This window comes from Burkholderia sp. JPY481 (genome assembly GCF_038900515.1).
In the GTDB taxonomy this organism is placed as follows: Bacteria; Pseudomonadota; Gammaproteobacteria; order Burkholderiales; family Burkholderiaceae; genus Paraburkholderia; species Paraburkholderia youngii.
In genome coordinates, this window is the sequence record NZ_JAYMRT010000039.1 from 1 (window position 1) to 16,906 (window position 16,906).

The window sequence follows — 16,906 nt, forward strand, 5'->3', positions numbered from 1 at the left end:
CGCCGGCGGCGCTGCTCCGGCTGGGTCAGAACTTCGACAGGTTCCACGTTGTGACTGGGCTTAAACATAGGCAGAAGACTACCTCATAATTTAAGCGTTACCTCGTGTCCGGTTTTCGCAGGGGGCGGCCCACAGGTCAATTGAAGCGTACGCCCGAGGATGACCGCGCAGGCTTGACCACGGAGCACCTGAGCGACCCGGGTGATCGAATGCAGGTGGCTTACCATGGCCTCGAAACAGCCCGCGGGAAATCAGCGTTGCGCAGGGCGAAGTGGCACTCTTCGCCCGATACATCTGCTGGGTAAGGCCCACGCTTCTTGACTCCGCAAGGTTACCAAGTCTGACCGTAAGTGCTTAACACCTCCTAATCCGCCCCGGTAAGCCAGAGTGGATCATGCTCCACTACGATCTGGTAGCCTTTATCTTGCTTGCTCCTATGAAGAAAGTCCTCCAAAAACTGGTTGCCATCGAGTCGCCTCACTGAGCCCGTCTGCGCCGGATCGCAATCCATTGCGATGAAAAATCGACAGAGAGCCGAGAATTCTTCCCTTCTTTCGCAGATGTATCGATCCGCCTCGGATACAGACTTATAGGACACACCCAAGTCATTCAAGACCTTCTGTATATGCCCACTGTTTGTGTAGTTTATGTCAAAGAACGAGCACAGTTCATGATACGTGTTTCGCGGCGCGGTCATGACAATCGCAAGCACCCCGGTACGTTTCAAACCTGCCCTAAGCCTTAACACAGCCTGCGTGATTTCCTCAATTGAGAACCGATAGAACACGTCAGAGCAAAGCACAAGATCATAACGGCCCACGGGCAATTTCACGTTAATCACCGACTCGTGAAAAACCATCTCAGGCAGAAAATTAATATGCGTCATCAGATCGGGATTGATCTCCACGATCGATGTACGCTTAAAGTTCTTCGAGATTGCGTTTGTAACGATGCCAGTACCAACCCCTACCTCGAGAAAGTCCTCTTCCTCAGACAATTCGCCGAGGATGTTCCTCTCCAAAGCATTGATGATGGTCTCACCACGACCTGAGCTGTCCATGACGCGAAGCGCTTCGACGTATTCCTGATCTGAGATTACACTCGCTTCCATACCGCCATTCTGAGTCTCCTCTGCGGCCCCGACGCCCTGAACTGTTTCACTGGTACCCAAGCGCAGCAGGTCAACCGTGAGAATCTCGTCTCCGCACAGTACTGCAAGGCGCGCGGAGTCAGGTTCGTCGGCACATAGCTTCAACGCTGGCCCGGTTGCACGCTTGTTATAGCGTGTCACTGCAGCAATTACTGCCGACATCTCGTGAGCTTCCAGGTGAGATCGCAAGTAGGCCACAAGGCCCTTGTCATCAAACTGACCATCCCCCACAAATGCATCTTTACCTTTTATCATCGCGTAAATCAGCTGGGCCAGTGTGACGCCCGCATCGGCATCCTGTTCGCAAGCCTGTTTAAGCGGCCCAGCGACGGACGGATCGACGGCACTTGTGCTCCCCGGCCCCCGATCCCCGAATAAACCGAAGCAGGCACGCATGTAGTCCCGAAGAAGTACGAGAGGGAACCCGGACAGCTCGGAAGCGCTGGGTGCCGCCGCGCAATGGATCCGTCTGTGACGTTTCGCCAGTTGGTTAAACGCTACAATTGCCCGTACGGTCTGTTCTCGATGGCTAGGCGGCGGCCGCGTATCCGAAGGAAGCATCCCTGATGGCAGTTTCCCAGAAACGTTTTCTGCACTGATTTTTGAAGTTCTTAGGTTTTTATCGCGGCTCATATGAATAATCTACCGATTGAGCCATGCCGACCTCGTCATCGACATCCATTGGCCGACCTGTAACAGTAGAGAGGTTGACAGGACAAATGCCGTTATGAGTAAGCCGTTGTGGGCCGGGTTAGGCTTCGAACCGGTCCGCGTCTTTACTGGGCGGCGGGATTTCATCCGCAGCAGCGTCTACCCGTCTCACAGCTCGTGGCTGCCCCTGAGTCGAAACAGCACGAATCGAGAACTATGGTAGCCCGACCCTTGCGCATTGCACCAAGACTGCACTATGCAAAAGGCGTCGCCTTCGCGGGGATGCTCTACTGCGCCTATTCTCGGATATCGCCTTGCTTGCGTTTTATTCTTGTCGCATCGAAATGATGTCACGCAAGTCTTGCGTGATGACAGGTTGACACCCATCAAGAATCCTCGCATCTGCGTGTCTCACTTGGCGTCAATGTCGCTCGTGCCGTTGAGCTCCGCTAATGCTACGGCGAACAAGCCGTGGTATTTGTTGTGTCGGAAAGGAGACGGTTTAGGCAGTATGACTTTCCGTGATGTGGTGGCTGGCCCGCCGTGAGAAACCAGACGCGGGTTAGCATTGCTGCCAGAGCCGCATGGTGTGCACGAGGGCGACACCCGGCGATTTCCAGCACGGAGGCCAGCATGGGACACGATAGCACTGTGTACGTCGGTCTGGATGTCCACAAGGAATCCATCACGGCAGCCTCGTCGGGATAGGCGAGGTGGAATTGCTGGGCAAGATCGGCACTTCGAAGACAGACATCGATCGCCTGTGCCAGCGCATGCAGTCCAAGGCGACGCACGTTCGCATCGTCTACGAAGCAGGGCCATGCGGCTATGGCCTCTACCGGCAACTGGTGCAGAAGGGATTCGACTGCGTGGTATGTGCCCCGTCGCTGATTCCGAAGAAACCAGGCGAGCGGGTCAAGACTGACCGCCGCGACGCACTCAAACTCGTGCGCTCGTTGCGTGCAGGTGATCTCTCGTCAGTCTACGTGCCAGGCGTCGAAGATGAGGCATTCCGGGACCTGGCCCGCGCGTGGGCCGCCGCCAAAGCGGATCTCAAGCACGCGCGTCAGCGCCTCAAGTCGTTTCTGCTCTCTCATGGTATTCGTTACACCGGCAGCGCGAACTGGGGGCCGGCACATCGACGGTGGATCAGCACCTTCATATTCCCCAACCACTGGCAACAACTGGCCTTTGACGAATGCCGCCGCACCATTGAAGACAGACTCGCCCAATGCGACCGCCTCGAGGCGGCACTACGCGAGGCTGTCGTCAACTGGCGCTTCTATCCGGCCGTACTGGGACTGCAGACCATGCGCGGTATCCAGTTCACCACGGCCGTTGGCATGCTCGCCGAACTGGGTGACCTGTCGCGATTCGAGCATCCGCGACAGCTGATGGCCTGGCTCGGGGTGACGCCCTCCGAACACTCGTCAGGCGAGCGGCGCCGTCAAGGCAGCATTACAAAAACGGGAACAGTTATGCAAGAAAGCTGCTCGTGGAGGCTGCGTGGAGTTACAGATACCCCGCTCGGGTGAGCCCCGACATCCAACGCCGCCATGAAGGAATTCCGAAACCGATCATTGACCGCGCATGGGATGCCCAGCTGCGGCTATGCCGGCGATATCGCAAGCTCGCAGCGCGCGGCAAGAATGTGAACACCGGTGTGGTTGCCGTTGCGCGAGAGCTCTCAGGGTTTATCTGGGACATCGGCAGACTGGCGATGTCTCTCGCCATACCGAAAGATGCCAGGCCGGTCTGACACTATCTCATCTTAACGAGGACATGGAGAGTTTCCTGAAGGCGGCGTAGCCCGGCACCCGAGCAACCCGCGATTGAACTATGCAACACATCTTATGCGACTTGCGACTTTAGGTAGCGGCAGGCTCATAGGGCGGACCACAGTAATGCGGTAACCAACCCGCGGATATCAGTGTGACCCACCGTCGAGACGTACTGCTACGTCGCCCTCAGGAAATTCAGATGTACCCAGACTGAGAACCGATCGCGATTGACACGGAAAGTCATATCAGTTCTAGGGAAAGTTTTTTGCCTGCATTTTCTGTCCGCGCGATCACCTTCTGGATCGGTACGTCAACCGGATGTGCCGGCACAGCATGACACATGCAGGAATACGCTCCGACAGATGCTCGCCGTGCACGTACACCGGCCAACGAGTAGGAGCGCGCACAAGTGGCGGAACTGGCGTGCCAGGTGCAGAAGGTAGCAACGGAAGAAACCCTGAAAGTGGCCTTTGCCGATCAGGGTTACACGGGTGACGACCCTGCACAGGCCACGGGCGCTCAAGGAATTGATCTCCAGGCGGTAAGGTCGATGCAGCAAAAACGGATTTCACACCCGCAGGTCTGCACTTTGTCGGCTTCGCCACGCTTATGCTCGTCCATGCGATCCCAGTAATTCGAAGTTCATAACACCGTCCAGGGTTGATTTGCAGATAGATCATTTTTGCTCCTCTCAAGGAAGACTCGATCAGGCTTGGCCTTCCGCCATCATGGACAATCTGAAGAAAACGGTACCTGTAATCCACGACGCGCCTAGAGAAGCCATGAACAGAATCGCCTCGGCAACATCGGCCGGCTGGCCATTGCGACCACGCGGATCGAAAGCATTGAATGCAGGCCCGAGGTCGCACCGATGGCGCCGCCGAGCTGTTGCATCACCTTCGCGGCGGCCTGCGCCATGAAGAACGTGCCCTTAATTCGACCACCTCCGTCGCAGTGGCGGGACGGCTTTGCGGAGAGCTGAACCGCCGCCCGTGACAATGACTACCGTGGAAGAGAAATTATGTTCTGTGACTGTTCCTGAAAACGATGAAAACGGAAACGGCAACATGAAATGCCCTTGCTTTGCAGACCGATTTGAACATTCCTGGCCAGTCGACGTTACGCTCACAAATGAGATGTTTTGTTTGTCGTTGAAAGAAAATCTTTCTGTGCATGGCCGGCTCCCCCGGCCGCGCTGCGAGCCTTGGAGTCGAGCGCGCACCACCCGGGCTTCTCGGCTACTGCAATGGAACTGAATGTTACGCCCACCGACGTTGGTCAATTCGTTCGCAGCCTCGAAGAATGCCTCGACGTACCGCTGTTCCACCGCGCTACCGGCGGGCGACCGCGTCTTGTACTAACGGCCGTCGCCCTTCGGGCGCTCCCTGACATCCGCGAGGGGTTCGATCGGTTGAATCTGGGATTTGCGCGACTGAAGAAGGGGCTCGGCTGTGGGCGTGTTGACGGTGACCGTTAGGCCGGCGTTCGTCGCGAAATGGCTTCTGCCGCGCATTGACCGCTTCCAGAGCGCATGGGCAGAAACCGCTGCGTGTCGACACCAGCCATCAAGTTGATGCATTTCAGAGCAAAGGAAGCCCATTATTCCGCCATACTCAAAGCACGCTGCGGCACATCGCATGACTGGACTGTCCGGCGCGCAATCGAGACAATCATCCGATAAGAACCAGAACTCTCTTTTGCACACGCAGTCAGCCTACCGCCGGCGGCTTTACCTGCAAAAACAAGCTTTTTCTCGATCGCGAATCATCAATATGATTGATGCGCTCAAAAAAATTAACGGCTTATACAAAGCGGATATGCGCTGTTAGGATTCTCTCGTCGTCACCGCGGAGCCGAGTATGAGCGAAGATTTAGATGTCGTCCAAGCAAATCGTATCGACACTAGGGTTGAGCCAGTTAAAGGCGATGCGTTTGATGCTAACGCCCCTGATTCCGAGCCGTCTTCCCAACCTGTTGCCAGCGTGCTCGCGCCTGCCATGGCTATCGCGTCGATGTGCAGCGTGCAGCTTGGTGCTGCATTGTCGCGACCCGTGACAATCCAATACGGTACGCTCAGCACGACTTGGCTGCGTCTTTGTTTCGCGGGCTTGATGCTCGCGATCGTGGTGCGACCGCCGCTCCATACCTACTCCCGACAGCGCTGGATCGCCGCTTTCGTCCTCGGTAGCGCCATGGCTGGCATGACACTGTGCTACTTCGAAGCCGTGCAGCGCGTGCCCCTTGGTCTCGCAGTCGCCATCAGCTTCATTGGTCCCCTCATCGTCGCGACGGCCGGCATCCGCAGATTCCGGATGCTAGTGTGGCCCATGGTGGCGATGGTCGGCGTCGTCCTCATTGCGCGGCAGGACGGCATGTGGGCCACCTCGTTAACCGCCCTGGTCTTTCCTGTTGGGGCTGCGCTCGGATGGGCAACGTACATCGTGATGATGAAACGAGTCGGCACGCTGTTCGATGGCTTGGAGGGGCTCTCAATGTCGCTGATCGTCGCGGCCCTGGTCACCACGCCGTTTGGTCTTGCGCAAAGCGGTGGCCATCTGCCCGCCGCGCAATTGATTGACGCCGCGTATCTCGCGGTACTCGTGCCGCTCTTGCCCTACGTCCTCGAGATGTTCGCGCTGCGGCGCATGACGGCGTCCGCGTTCGGCATTCTGATGAGCATCGAACCCGCCATTGCTGCCGCAATCGGTTTTGTCGTCCTCGGTCAGCCTATGACGGTCTTGCAAAGCATCGGCACGTTGCTCGTGATCAGCGCCAGCATAGCCTGCTGCCGCCAAGCATAGGCCGGCGTTGCCGGCAGGTGGATCGTCGTCTCGCACTGCATTTTCTTCCGCGTCTTCGAATGTTGCCGAGACCCTAACTGCGGATGGTTCGCTTCGTCGTTGTATGTGTCGCGCTTGCGATGCTGTTTCCCTTCATGTGGTTTTACTGGAGACTGAAAATGGCCCACCAAGATCGTGCCCGTTTTGAACTGGTTGCAGACTGTGAAATGCAGGCGCTCTTTACCGCCTCGCCCGACACCGCCGCGTTTCACCGTGGCGAATGGATCGACCGCGAATACTATCGGCGACATCTCGTCGAGACAGTGCTGCGCATCCGCCTGAACAATGAAGTCGATGCATTCGCGCTCTACAAGATCGGCTTCAAGGACAATCAACTCGCGCAGATCCTCGCGCAATACCTCGCCGAGGAATACGGCCACGAAGGGCTCTTTCTGCGCGACATCGAAAAATTCGGTCTCACGGCCGAACAGATTGACACCATTGAGCCGCTCCACTCGACTAGGAAGCTGATCAATTATCTGTATCTCAGCATCGAACGCGATGGCCCATTGCCGACGATGGCGTGGAACTGGTTCGTCGAATGGTATTCGGGCCGCTACAATAAGACGATCACCGAGGCTGCGGGTCGAGCCTTCGGGCACCACACCGTTAAGGGTTCGCTTGGCCATATCCAATACGACGAATCGCACGACCACGACGATCTGATGTGGGGCGCCGTCCAGCGCGCGATCGAAGGATGGGGTGGCATCGACAAGGCCGAAATGCATCTTCGCAACTTCATCGGCTTGGTCGGCGATTACTTCGACGAACTAAAGGCAGAAACCGGGCGCCAGTCGGACGTGGTCGTTGCATGAGGAGCGCATCGTGGCTATTGTAGTAGTGGAGCCTGTCTCATCGGGCACTGCGCTGATCGCTGCAGCGCAGCGGCTCGGGCACCCGGTACACGTGTTTTGCGCAGATACCCACATCGTGCCGCCAACACACCTACGGACCGTGGCGTCGCTGACGAGTGTCGACACTGGCTCGGCTGATGACGTCGCTGCAGCAGTGCGGACAGTCGGGGGCATCGACGCGCTCGTTCCCGGCTTTGAGTACGCGGTCGACGTCGTCGCGCAGGCGGCCGCGCAATTGGGGTTGCCGCATCTACCGCCCGAAGCGGCCGCGCTCACACGTGACAAATACCGTAGCCGTCAGCGACTCAGCATGGCCGGGCTGGCTGTACCGCGTTTCGCGCCGATCGCAAAGCGTGGCGACGTCGCCCGCGCGGCGGCGCACGTCGGATTTCCGGCCGTCGTGAAGCCGGTCGATGGTTGCGGCAGCCTACTGGTGCGCCGCGTCGATTCGCTCGCGCAGTTGCACGCGACGATCGACAGCGTTGCGCATCGATCTGTTCAGGACATGGGCCGCGAAGTTGGTCAAGCGATGATGCTTGAACAGTATCTCGACGGACCTGAATATAGCGTGGAAGGCTACGTCGGTCCGCTCGGTCCGCGCATGCTTGCCATTACCGAAAAGATCCTCGGGCCCGAGCCCTACTTCGTCGAAATGGGACATGTGGTCGACGCTACGCTCGACGACCGCGACCGAGCTCGGCTGAGCGCGTATGTCGAAACGGTGGCGAGAGAGATCGGCCTGACGCTGGGCGTGTTTCATGCGGAAGTGCGCATGACGCGCGACGGTCCCACGCTGATCGAAATCGCCGCGCGGCTCGGCGGCGACCGGATCTACCGGCTGGTTGAGCTAGCTAAGTCAATCTCGCTACCGGAAGTCATGCTCCGTAGCTATCTCGGGGAATGGGACCCGGCCCCGGGATACTGCCACGGGCGGAGCACCCTGGTAAGCGGCGTCCGGTTTCTCGCACCCGAGGCAGCCGGGCCGTTCGTCGGTGTCAGCGGGCTTGACGAAGTGCGTGCGCAGCCTGGCTTCCAAGAAGCGGAAATCTATCCGCGCGCCGGCGACTGGGTATCGCCGCCGACCGACTTCCGTGGCCGGCTCGGCCACGTGCTATTTACAGCGCCCGATCGCCCCACGCTCGAACGCCGACTGAACGGCGCGCAATGCGCGCTCGAAATGGGGTTGACATTCAAGGTCCATTAAAGGACGAGTCGCGATGACGTATACCCCCTTCCCCCGCCGTACCCGAAGTGTCGTAATGAATCGCTGGTCCGACGATTTTGCCGCCTATCACCGATACATCGATCACGATGCGCACGACGTTGCCTATCTGTGCACACCGGAAGGCGCGAAAGCTCTCGAAGCGACGCGCATCTCGCACATCGAGATCCTCCCGGACTTCAACGATATACACAGGCTGCGCGTGGCGTTCGACGCATGCCGTACTAGGCTGAACGGCGTCGACCGACTGATCGCGCTGTCCGAATTCGACTTGCTCGCCGCGGCACAGCTGCGGGAAACTTTCGACGTCCCGGGCGACCGGCCCGCCACCGCAGCACGCTTTCGCGACAAGACGGTGATGAAGCGCGTCGTCAGTGCGGCCGGTCTGCGCGTGCCGCAGTTCGTCGAATTGAACGATCGGGAGGACGCGCTCGCCACTGTCGCCGGATTGCGGCATCCGCTTATCGTCAAGCCGCGAACCGGCGCGGCAAGCATGGGTGTCCACCGGGTCGATTCGGTGGAACAGTTCGGTGCGCTCCTGCCCCGACTTACGGGCACTTCGTACGAATGCGAGGAGTTTATCGAAGGGCCGATCTATCACGTTGACGGTATCGTCTCGAGCGGCAAGCCGTTGCTGATCCGGGCGTCGCGCTACCTTAACTCATGTCTTGACTTCGCCAATGGCAAGCCGCTCGGGTCGATAATGTTGCAGCCTGGACCGTCGAACGACGAACTACTCGCGTTCGCGCAAACGAGTCTCCGCGCTCTATCGCTGGTGGACGGCGCCTTTCATCTCGAAGTGATTCGTGGCTCCGACGGCCTGTATTTCCTTGAGATTGGCGCGCGCGTAGGCGGCGGCGAAATTCCGTTCCTGTTCCGCGATCTCTACGGCATTGACATCTTCAGCCTGTGGGTCCGTCAGCAGCTCAACTACGGGACGCCGCTCGCATCCGAGGCAGGCGTGGGTGCAGCGGCCCGCTCCACCGAGCTAGGAGGGTTTCTGCTGCTCCCCGAGGCGACCGGCAGCCGCCTCTTGCGAGCCGTTGTCCCGGACGGTATCGCACCGCTGTATGCGGCCATTACGCCGAAGGCAAATCATGTCTTCGACGGCAAGGGCGGCTACGACAAGATCCTCGGCCGGTTTCGCTACCGCGGTCGATCCGAAGATGAGATTGATGCAGCGATCGCCGCGACCTTGGAGCGCTTCCAGTACGAGCTCGGCGATATCGATGCCCCTAGCCGCCCCGCTTGGCCGCGCGGGCATTGGCATGATGGCTATCCGTTGCCCGAAAATGCGCCATCACGCTGCCGATGAGGCGCTCGTTGGAAGGAGAGAATGAACGCGACGAAATCGCTTTACCACGGCCAGCGGTTCCCTGCTGTTATGATCAGCTGCGCTGTTGACGGACACTTCTCGTTCGGAGCGAGGCGGCGTACTCAGGTACGGAACCGACGATTCGTTGCTGGCATGTCAAGTCCGGCTATCGATTGGCTCGGTGCGCTAGGGCGGTTCGGTAGAAACCTCGCAGCACTAGGAATTTAGAAGTGGTGTTTGTGACGCCGCGCGACGAGACGTATGTGGTGGGGAAACTGCTCGATGAGCAGGACACGCAAACCCGGCGTGTTGGAGCAAAGCGTCGCCGACCAATCGCGCAGCTATCCCGCGGCAGGTGGGAATTCCTAGACTCCCTAGGGCTAAGCGCATTTTTATCAAAGCGGCTGCACGCGTGATCTGCCGACCCGTAACCGCGGACGTCAGATGTTCCCTTTCGAGATACGCGTCGCACACAATCGCTAAGCCCCTTTCGTCAGCGCTTAGTGCTGCAGACACGGAGGAACGCGGCCTGTTATTTCGCCATAGTCAAACAGCGCATCGGCACATGGTACGGCTGTACGTTCCGGGAGCAACAAACAATCATATAGTAAGCATTACTACTGTTCACACAGGGAGTGCAGATGGGCACCAACCTGACAGCGCCAGGTTTGCCGCAGCGCTCGATAAGAACGCGCGTCGCCTTAAATTGGTGGAACGTCGATTCCGCCTGAGTGAATTGCAGGTGCATGACGGGACTGGTTGCGTCATCGACATACACACCAACAGCGTGCACGCTGGACCGCGGTCCTCGAGCTAGCGGTGATCCCGCCATCAATCTGGATGAACTCGTCCAAGCGCTCCTATCGTGTGCGTGACTGGTAGACCGTCGGCGGATGCAGTCGACGCAGGATCCACAGGCCTTCGCTCGTCATTCGATATGACCCCTTTCGTCGCCCTGCGGACTCTGAGATTCCCGTGGCTTCTCCAACGCTAGGGGCCGGCCCAAAATCGGCGTATCAACCGCGGATAATCGTGAGCACGATTGGAACGAGGCATCTCGACAGCGTCTCGCTGCGCGGGATTTGTGTCCGGAAACCAGTCCACGGCCCAAATTCCGAGCCGCACAACAAGCCGGCGAATCTGCCGCGCCGTCAGTTCCGGCCGTTGCGCGGAACGTTAGCGGTTTCAGCTTGCTATCCACCACGACGTTCAAAATGGTATGGAATTGTCCAGCGGGCGCATCGCGACCGTTCGCTCCGTTGCTGCAGCCATTAAAGCTCCCTGGAACTGGACCTCCGACGGGCTACACGCTTGCGATGAACGCCGGTTTTCCATTGGCAAAACCCAGACGTTCCGGGTGTAGTCAAGACCTCACCGAGCCTTCTCGACGGTTTCATCATATGTTAGAACCCTTGCCCGGACAGCCAGTGTCAGATACTTTTGCTAGGATTTCCATAAACCATACAAAGGTGCGATGCAAGTGGCCATTGCGGCGTCGCGGCGCTCTTGTGCGGCAATTACCCTATGGTTCTAACGCGTAGCCATAGGCACTTTAGACAGACGAATTGGGCTGCGTCCTTTGATACGATCGGGGGCTGAACTTGACTAGTGAATGACGGCAGATGAACGATCCACATGGCTCTGACACAGGCTTCAGTGTCCACATCCTTTGGGAGGATGCAGAGCGCACTTTCTGTCGCGTCCAGTCCCCGAGCGGCAGCGATAGCGTCCTGACTCTGCGGACCACCGAGGAACATCCCTCGATCGCCCTTCTCGAGCGCCTTGCTCACGAATTCGCGCTGAAAGAACAACTGAATGGTACGTGGGCGGTGCACCCGATAAGGCTGGTACGCGAAGATGAACGGATGGCACTGGTTTTCGAGGATCCGGGCGGCGAACCACTTGAGCGACTGGTGGGCGCGCCTCTCGGGGTGGAACGTGTTTTGTGCCTCGCTGTCGGAATTGCCGGGGCGCTTGAGAAGCTCCACCGGAGTGGGTTCGTTCACAAGGATTTCAAGCCTGCTCATGTGCTAGTTGACTGCACGGACAGCCGGCCGCGGCTCACAGGATTTGGGATCGCTTCACGACTGCCGCGCGAGCGGCAATTTCCACAGCCACCCGAAACGATCGCCGGCACCCTACCCTTCATGGCGCCCGAACAGACTGGGCGGACGAACCGCTCGATCGACTCTCGCAGCGACCTCTACGCGTTCGGAGTTACGCTTTATCAAATGCTCACGGGGTCCCTACCGTTCACTGCTGCGGATCCGATGGAATGGGTACATTGCCATGTTGCGCGTAAGCCGGTGCCTCCGATAGCACGGGTAGACACGGTCCCCCTTCCCGTCTCAGAGCTTGTCATGAAGCTGCTCGCCAAGACGCCCGAGGAACGGTATCAGACGGCGGCTGGCGTCGAGCGGGATCTGAGGCATTGCCTGACCGAATGGCAGCGTCAACGCCACATCGATCCCTTTGTGCTGGGCGAATACGACATGACCGACCGCCTCCTGATCCCTGAGAAACTCTACGGGAGGCAGAGGGAGGTGGATGCATTGACCACTGCGTTCGATCGCGTAGTCAGGACTGGCATCCCTGAACTCGTGCTCGTCTCCGGGTATTCGGGTATCGGCAAATCCGCAATCGTCCATGAACTGCATAAGGCACTCGTACCATCGCGCGGGCTGTTCGCGTCGGGCAAGTTCGACCAATACAAGCGCGACATACCCTATGCGACGCTCGTTCAAGCTTTTCAGGGCCTGGTCAGACCGCTACTCGGCGAGCCTGACGCGGAACTCGCAACCTGGCGCGAGACGTTGATCGGGGCACTCGGTCCTAACGCGCGACTAGTGACCGATCTGATCCCTGCGCTCAGGCTGATCATCGGCGATCCCCCGCCCGTCCCAGAGCTCGAGCCGAATCAGGCGCGCCGCCGTTTTGAAGTCGTCTTCCAGCGCTTTATCGGCGTCTTTGCGCGACGTGAACATCCGTTGGCACTATTTCTTGACGATCTGCAATGGCTCGACGCCGCGACGCTCGACTTGCTCGACGGGCTCCTTGCGCGCTCGGATCTGCAGCATCTGATGGTAATCGGCGCCTATCGCAGCAATGAGGTAACTCCCGGACATCCGCTGCTGCACAAGCTTCAGACGTTAAGGGCTGCCGGCGCAAAGCTCGATGAAATTGTTCTCGCGCCTCTTGCTTGTGAACACGTGGAGCAACTGATTGTCGAAGCGCTTCACTGTGAGCCGGGACGTGCGGCACCGCTTGCGCACCTCGTGCATGAGAAGACGGCGGGCAATCCGTTTTTCGTCATTCAGTTTTTGCGCGAGCTTGCCGATAGCGATCTGCTGAGCTTTGCCCATGACACGGCCTGTTGGAGCTGGGACCTGCCCCGCATCCACCGGAAAGAGTACACCGACAATGTGGTCGACCTAATGGTGGTAAAGCTAGTGCGCCTACCGGCGTCAACGCAACGCGCCGTGCAACAGCTTGCCTGTCTCGGCAACACCGCCTCCTATGTGATGCTGCCTAAAGTTCTGGGCGTCTCGGAGCAGGAAATTCGGGCGCTGCTGAAGCCGGCACTCGCGCAGGAGTTGGTGGAGCAACTAGAAGACGCCTACGGGTTCGTGCACGACCGGGTGCAGGAAGCCGCCTATTCGCTGATTCCTAAAGAGTTACGTGCTCACACGCATCTGCGTATTGGACGGCTACTCGCGGCGCAAACTCCCGCTAGCAAACGGGAAGAGGCGATCTTCGATATCGTCAGTCAGCTTAACCGAGGCGCGGCGCTGGTGAGATCCAGGCAGGAACGCCAACAACTGGCTGCCTTTAACCTGATCGCCGGCAAGAGAGCCAAGGCGTCGACAGCCTATGCGTCGGCGCTCACCTATCTCACTGCCGGCGCTCAACTCCTCCAGGACGATTGCTGGGGACGTAGGCACGAACTGGTCTTTCCGCTCCAGTTGAACCTGGCAGAATGCGAGTTCCTCACCGGGCGGCTAACCGATGCCGAAGAGCGGCTGGCGATGCTGTCAAACCGCGCGACGAACACGGTCGATCAGGCGAGCGTCGCGTGTCTGCGAATGGATGTTTACCTGACTCTCGATCGAAGCGATCTGGCGGTCGAGGTTTGCCTCGATCACCTCCGTCAACTCGGCATCGACTGGCCGGCACACCCACATGAAAGCAACGTACGGGGGGAGTACGAAAACATACGGTTGCGGCTTGCGGGCCGGACTATCGAGGCACTCATCGATATGCCGTTGATGTCGGACCCAGCGTCGCTCGCAATTACTGACGTGCTTAGCAAGCTCCTGAGACCAGCCTGGTTTTTTGACGCGAATCTGGCTTCTCTCGCTATATGCAAAGTGATCAGCTTGAGTCTGGAGTGCGGGAACTGCGACGCCTCGTGCTTCGCGTATGTCATGTTCCCGCGGATCGCTGGGCCACGCTTTGGCGATTACCACGCTGGAGTCCAGTTCGGTCAGCTCGGCTTCGATCTGGTCGAGCGACGCGGACTCAAACGCTTCGAGGCAGTCACCTATCTTTGCTACGCGCTGTATGTTGTGCGCTGGACGAAACACGTGCGCTTCAGCAGCGAAGTGCTGCGCCGTGCGTTCGAAGCAGCGGGCCGGACCGGTGACCTTCCGTCTGGCGCCTATACCTGCTGCCATATCGTTTCGGACCGACTTTTCGGCGGTGACCCTCTAAGCGATGTCGAACTCGAAACTGTACAGGGCCTCGCGTTTTCCAGGAAGGCACGTTTCGGCCTGGTCGTCGATAACCTCACCACGCAACTCGCATTGATCCGGATGCTCCGCGGCGTCACACTGAAATTCGGCCACTTCGACTATGACGAGTTCAACGAGCTTCGTACAGAGGAGCACCTGTCCGGCAACCCCGCGCTCGCGACGGCCGCGTGCTGGTACTGGATCCGGAAACTGCAGGGACGATTCTTTTCAGGCGACTATGTGGCCGCCATGAACGCGGCATCGATCGCGCAAGAGCAACTTTGGAGCTCGTCGCCGCACCTGGAGGAATGCGAGTACCATTTTTACGCCGCTCTCACAAGGGCCGCGCATTTCGACCGGGTGCCGGCCGAGGAGCGACAGGAGCACCTCCACAGCATCGCCGCGCATTGTCGGCAATTGGAGATCTGGGCGAACAACTGTCCGGCGAATTTCGGCAATCGGGTTTCACTGGTAAGCGCCGAGATGGCGCGCCTGGAAGGCCGTGATCTCGAGGCGATGCGACTCTACGAAGCGGCCATTCATCTTGCGCGCGCAAACGACCTCATACACAATGAAGCGCTTGCCAATGAACTCGCATCCGCGTTCTACGCGGCGCGGGGGTATGAGAAGATTGCCCGTGTCTATTTGCAGGACGCACGACGGGCTTATCGACGCTGGGGGGCAGAAGGCAAGGTGCGTCAACTCGACCAACTGCACCCAGGTCTCAGGGCCGACGAGCGAGCGCCTGACTCAGGCAGCACTATCGGGGCGCCTCTCGAACACCTTGACCTTGCTACCGTCATAAGGGTGTCGCAGGCTGTTTCCGGAGAGGTTTTCCTCGACAGACTGATTGAGACGATCATGCGTACCGCTATCGAGCAGGCGGGAGCCGAGCGTGGATCACTGATACTTTCGCATACAGGAGAACAGCGGCTCGCAGCGGAAGCATGGACGGACAGCGACAAGGCATGCGTCCAATTGCGCGATGCACCCGTGAGCGCGACCATGATTCCCGAGCCTGTTCTCTACGATGTATTGCGCACAGGCGAAAGTGTCATTCTCGATGATGCTGCGGCCGATCCCAGGTTCGCGACAGATCCTCATATCCGGCAGTATCTGCCTCGTTCCGTCTTATGCCTGCCATTAATGAATCAAGCGAAGCTGATCGGGGCCCTGTACCTCGAAAACAATCTGATCACCCGCGCCTTCAGATCGACCCGGATTGCACTGCTGCGGCTGCTCGCGTCGCAGGCGGCGACTGCGCTGGAGAACACCCGCCTGTACCGCGACCTGCGGGAACGGGAGGCCAGGATTCGCCGCCTCGTCGACGCCAATATCATTGGCATCATCGTCTGGAATGCTGCCGGCGACATTCTCGAAGCCAACGACGCTTTTCTTCGCATGGTGGGATATGAGCGAGAGGATCTTGCGTCAGGATGCCTCCGCTGGAGGGATCTCACGCCAACTGACTGGAAGGAAAGCAGCGAACGGGCTTTGGCCCAAATCAGAAACGACGGTGACGTTCAACCCGAGGAAAAAGAATACATGCGGAAGGATGGCAGTCGTATACCGGTCATGGTCGGCCGCGCTGCTTTCGACTGTAGCGGGAACGAAGGCGTTGCTTTTGTAGTTGATCTCACGGAGCGCAAGGAAGCTGAGCACCGCTTGCGTGAGTCCTACGAGATGCTGCGTGAACTTGCCTCACATCGCGAGACGGCTCGCGAGGATGAACGCAAGCACATTGCGCGGGAAATGCACGACGAACTCGGGCAACACCTTACCGCGCTTCGCCTGAGGGCGTCGATATTGCGCATGAGGCTTGGCGCGGATCACCCGGATCTGGTCGAGCATACGCAGGCGCTCGTTTCACTTGTGGATGTAACGATGCAGGTGGTCAGAGGCGTTATCGCGTCGCTGCGCCCCGCAGCGCTTGATTCCGGTATTGCAGCAGCGCTCGAGTGGCTCGTGGCCGATTTCAACCGCAACGGCCGGACGGTCTGTCATCTCAACTTGCAGGACGAGAATATCGCCGTAAGCGAGGATCGCGCTATCGTGCTGTTTCGCATCGTTCAGGAGGCACTGACCAATGTCACCCGACACGCTGCGGCCAGAAGAGTAATCATCGCATTAGAGCGAACCCCCGATGCTTGCCTTCTCGAAGTGCACGACGACGGTTGCGGATTCGATGTTTTTGCAACGAGAAAGAGGTCATTCGGACTGGCAGGGATGGAAGAGCGTGTTCTGATGCTGGGCGGTGCGATCGACGTTATCAGCTCGCCGGGAGCCGGCACCATGATCAAGGTGCGACTTCCTGACAAGTGGGCGATCGAGAATAGCCGTTAAAGTCACACACGTAACGCCTG

At 58.7% G+C, this 16,906-nt stretch carries 6 protein-coding genes and 4 pseudogenes; 8 read left to right on the forward strand and 2 right to left on the reverse strand.

Translation table 11 applies throughout. The features are described from left to right. Positions 1 to 364: 364 nt before the first annotated feature. On the reverse strand, positions 365 to 1,783 hold the full coding sequence (locus VSR82_RS37520; RefSeq protein ID WP_498858681.1) for a methyltransferase domain-containing protein: 1,419 nt from the start codon (positions 1,781 to 1,783) through the stop codon (positions 365 to 367). Positions 1,784 to 2,434: 651 nt separating this feature from the next. Here VSR82_RS37520 and VSR82_RS37525 point away from each other — a divergent pair. Together VSR82_RS37525 and VSR82_RS37530 are read left to right on the forward strand one after the other, a co-directional pair. Continuing rightward, positions 2,435 to 3,560, forward strand: a pseudogene (locus VSR82_RS37525) (IS110 family RNA-guided transposase). A gap of 369 nt (positions 3,561 to 3,929) precedes the next feature. After that, positions 3,930 to 4,230, forward strand: a pseudogene (locus VSR82_RS37530) (IS5/IS1182 family transposase); the annotation flags it as partial. A gap of 58 nt (positions 4,231 to 4,288) precedes the next feature. Here the strand turns inward: VSR82_RS37530 and VSR82_RS37535 are convergent. Next, a pseudogene (locus VSR82_RS37535) lies at positions 4,289 to 4,435 on the reverse strand (SDR family oxidoreductase); the annotation flags it as partial. A gap of 288 nt (positions 4,436 to 4,723) precedes the next feature. On the opposite strand from VSR82_RS37535, the pseudogene VSR82_RS37540 reads away from it, so the two are divergent. From VSR82_RS37540 to VSR82_RS37565, 6 genes and pseudogenes are all read left to right on the forward strand, one after another. Then, a pseudogene (locus tag VSR82_RS37540) lies at positions 4,724 to 5,126 on the forward strand (LysR family transcriptional regulator); the annotation flags it as partial. A gap of 453 nt (positions 5,127 to 5,579) precedes the next feature. After that, entirely contained in the window at positions 5,580 to 6,383 is an 804-nt protein-coding gene (locus VSR82_RS37545; RefSeq protein ID WP_498858687.1) for an EamA family transporter, read from the forward strand. A 158-nt stretch (positions 6,384 to 6,541) separates the two neighbouring features. Continuing rightward, positions 6,542 to 7,237 (forward strand): iron-containing redox enzyme family protein, encoded by a 696-nt coding sequence (locus tag VSR82_RS37550; RefSeq protein WP_410850860.1) that lies wholly within the window; start codon positions 6,542 to 6,544, stop codon positions 7,235 to 7,237. Between the two features lie 10 nt (positions 7,238 to 7,247). Then, a complete protein-coding gene (locus tag VSR82_RS37555; protein ID WP_498858682.1) occupies positions 7,248 to 8,480 on the forward strand; it encodes an ATP-grasp domain-containing protein in 1,233 nt (410 codons plus the stop codon). 55 nt (positions 8,481 to 8,535) lie between these two features. Then, positions 8,536 to 9,813: an ATP-grasp domain-containing protein gene (locus tag VSR82_RS37560; protein WP_498858683.1), complete on the forward strand. Its 1,278-nt coding sequence runs from the start codon at positions 8,536 to 8,538 to the stop codon at positions 9,811 to 9,813. Positions 9,814 to 11,435: 1,622 nt separating this feature from the next. Continuing rightward, a complete protein-coding gene (locus VSR82_RS37565; RefSeq protein ID WP_498858684.1) occupies positions 11,436 to 16,886 on the forward strand; it encodes an AAA family ATPase in 5,451 nt (1,816 codons plus the stop codon). Positions 16,887 to 16,906 lie beyond the last annotated feature (20 nt).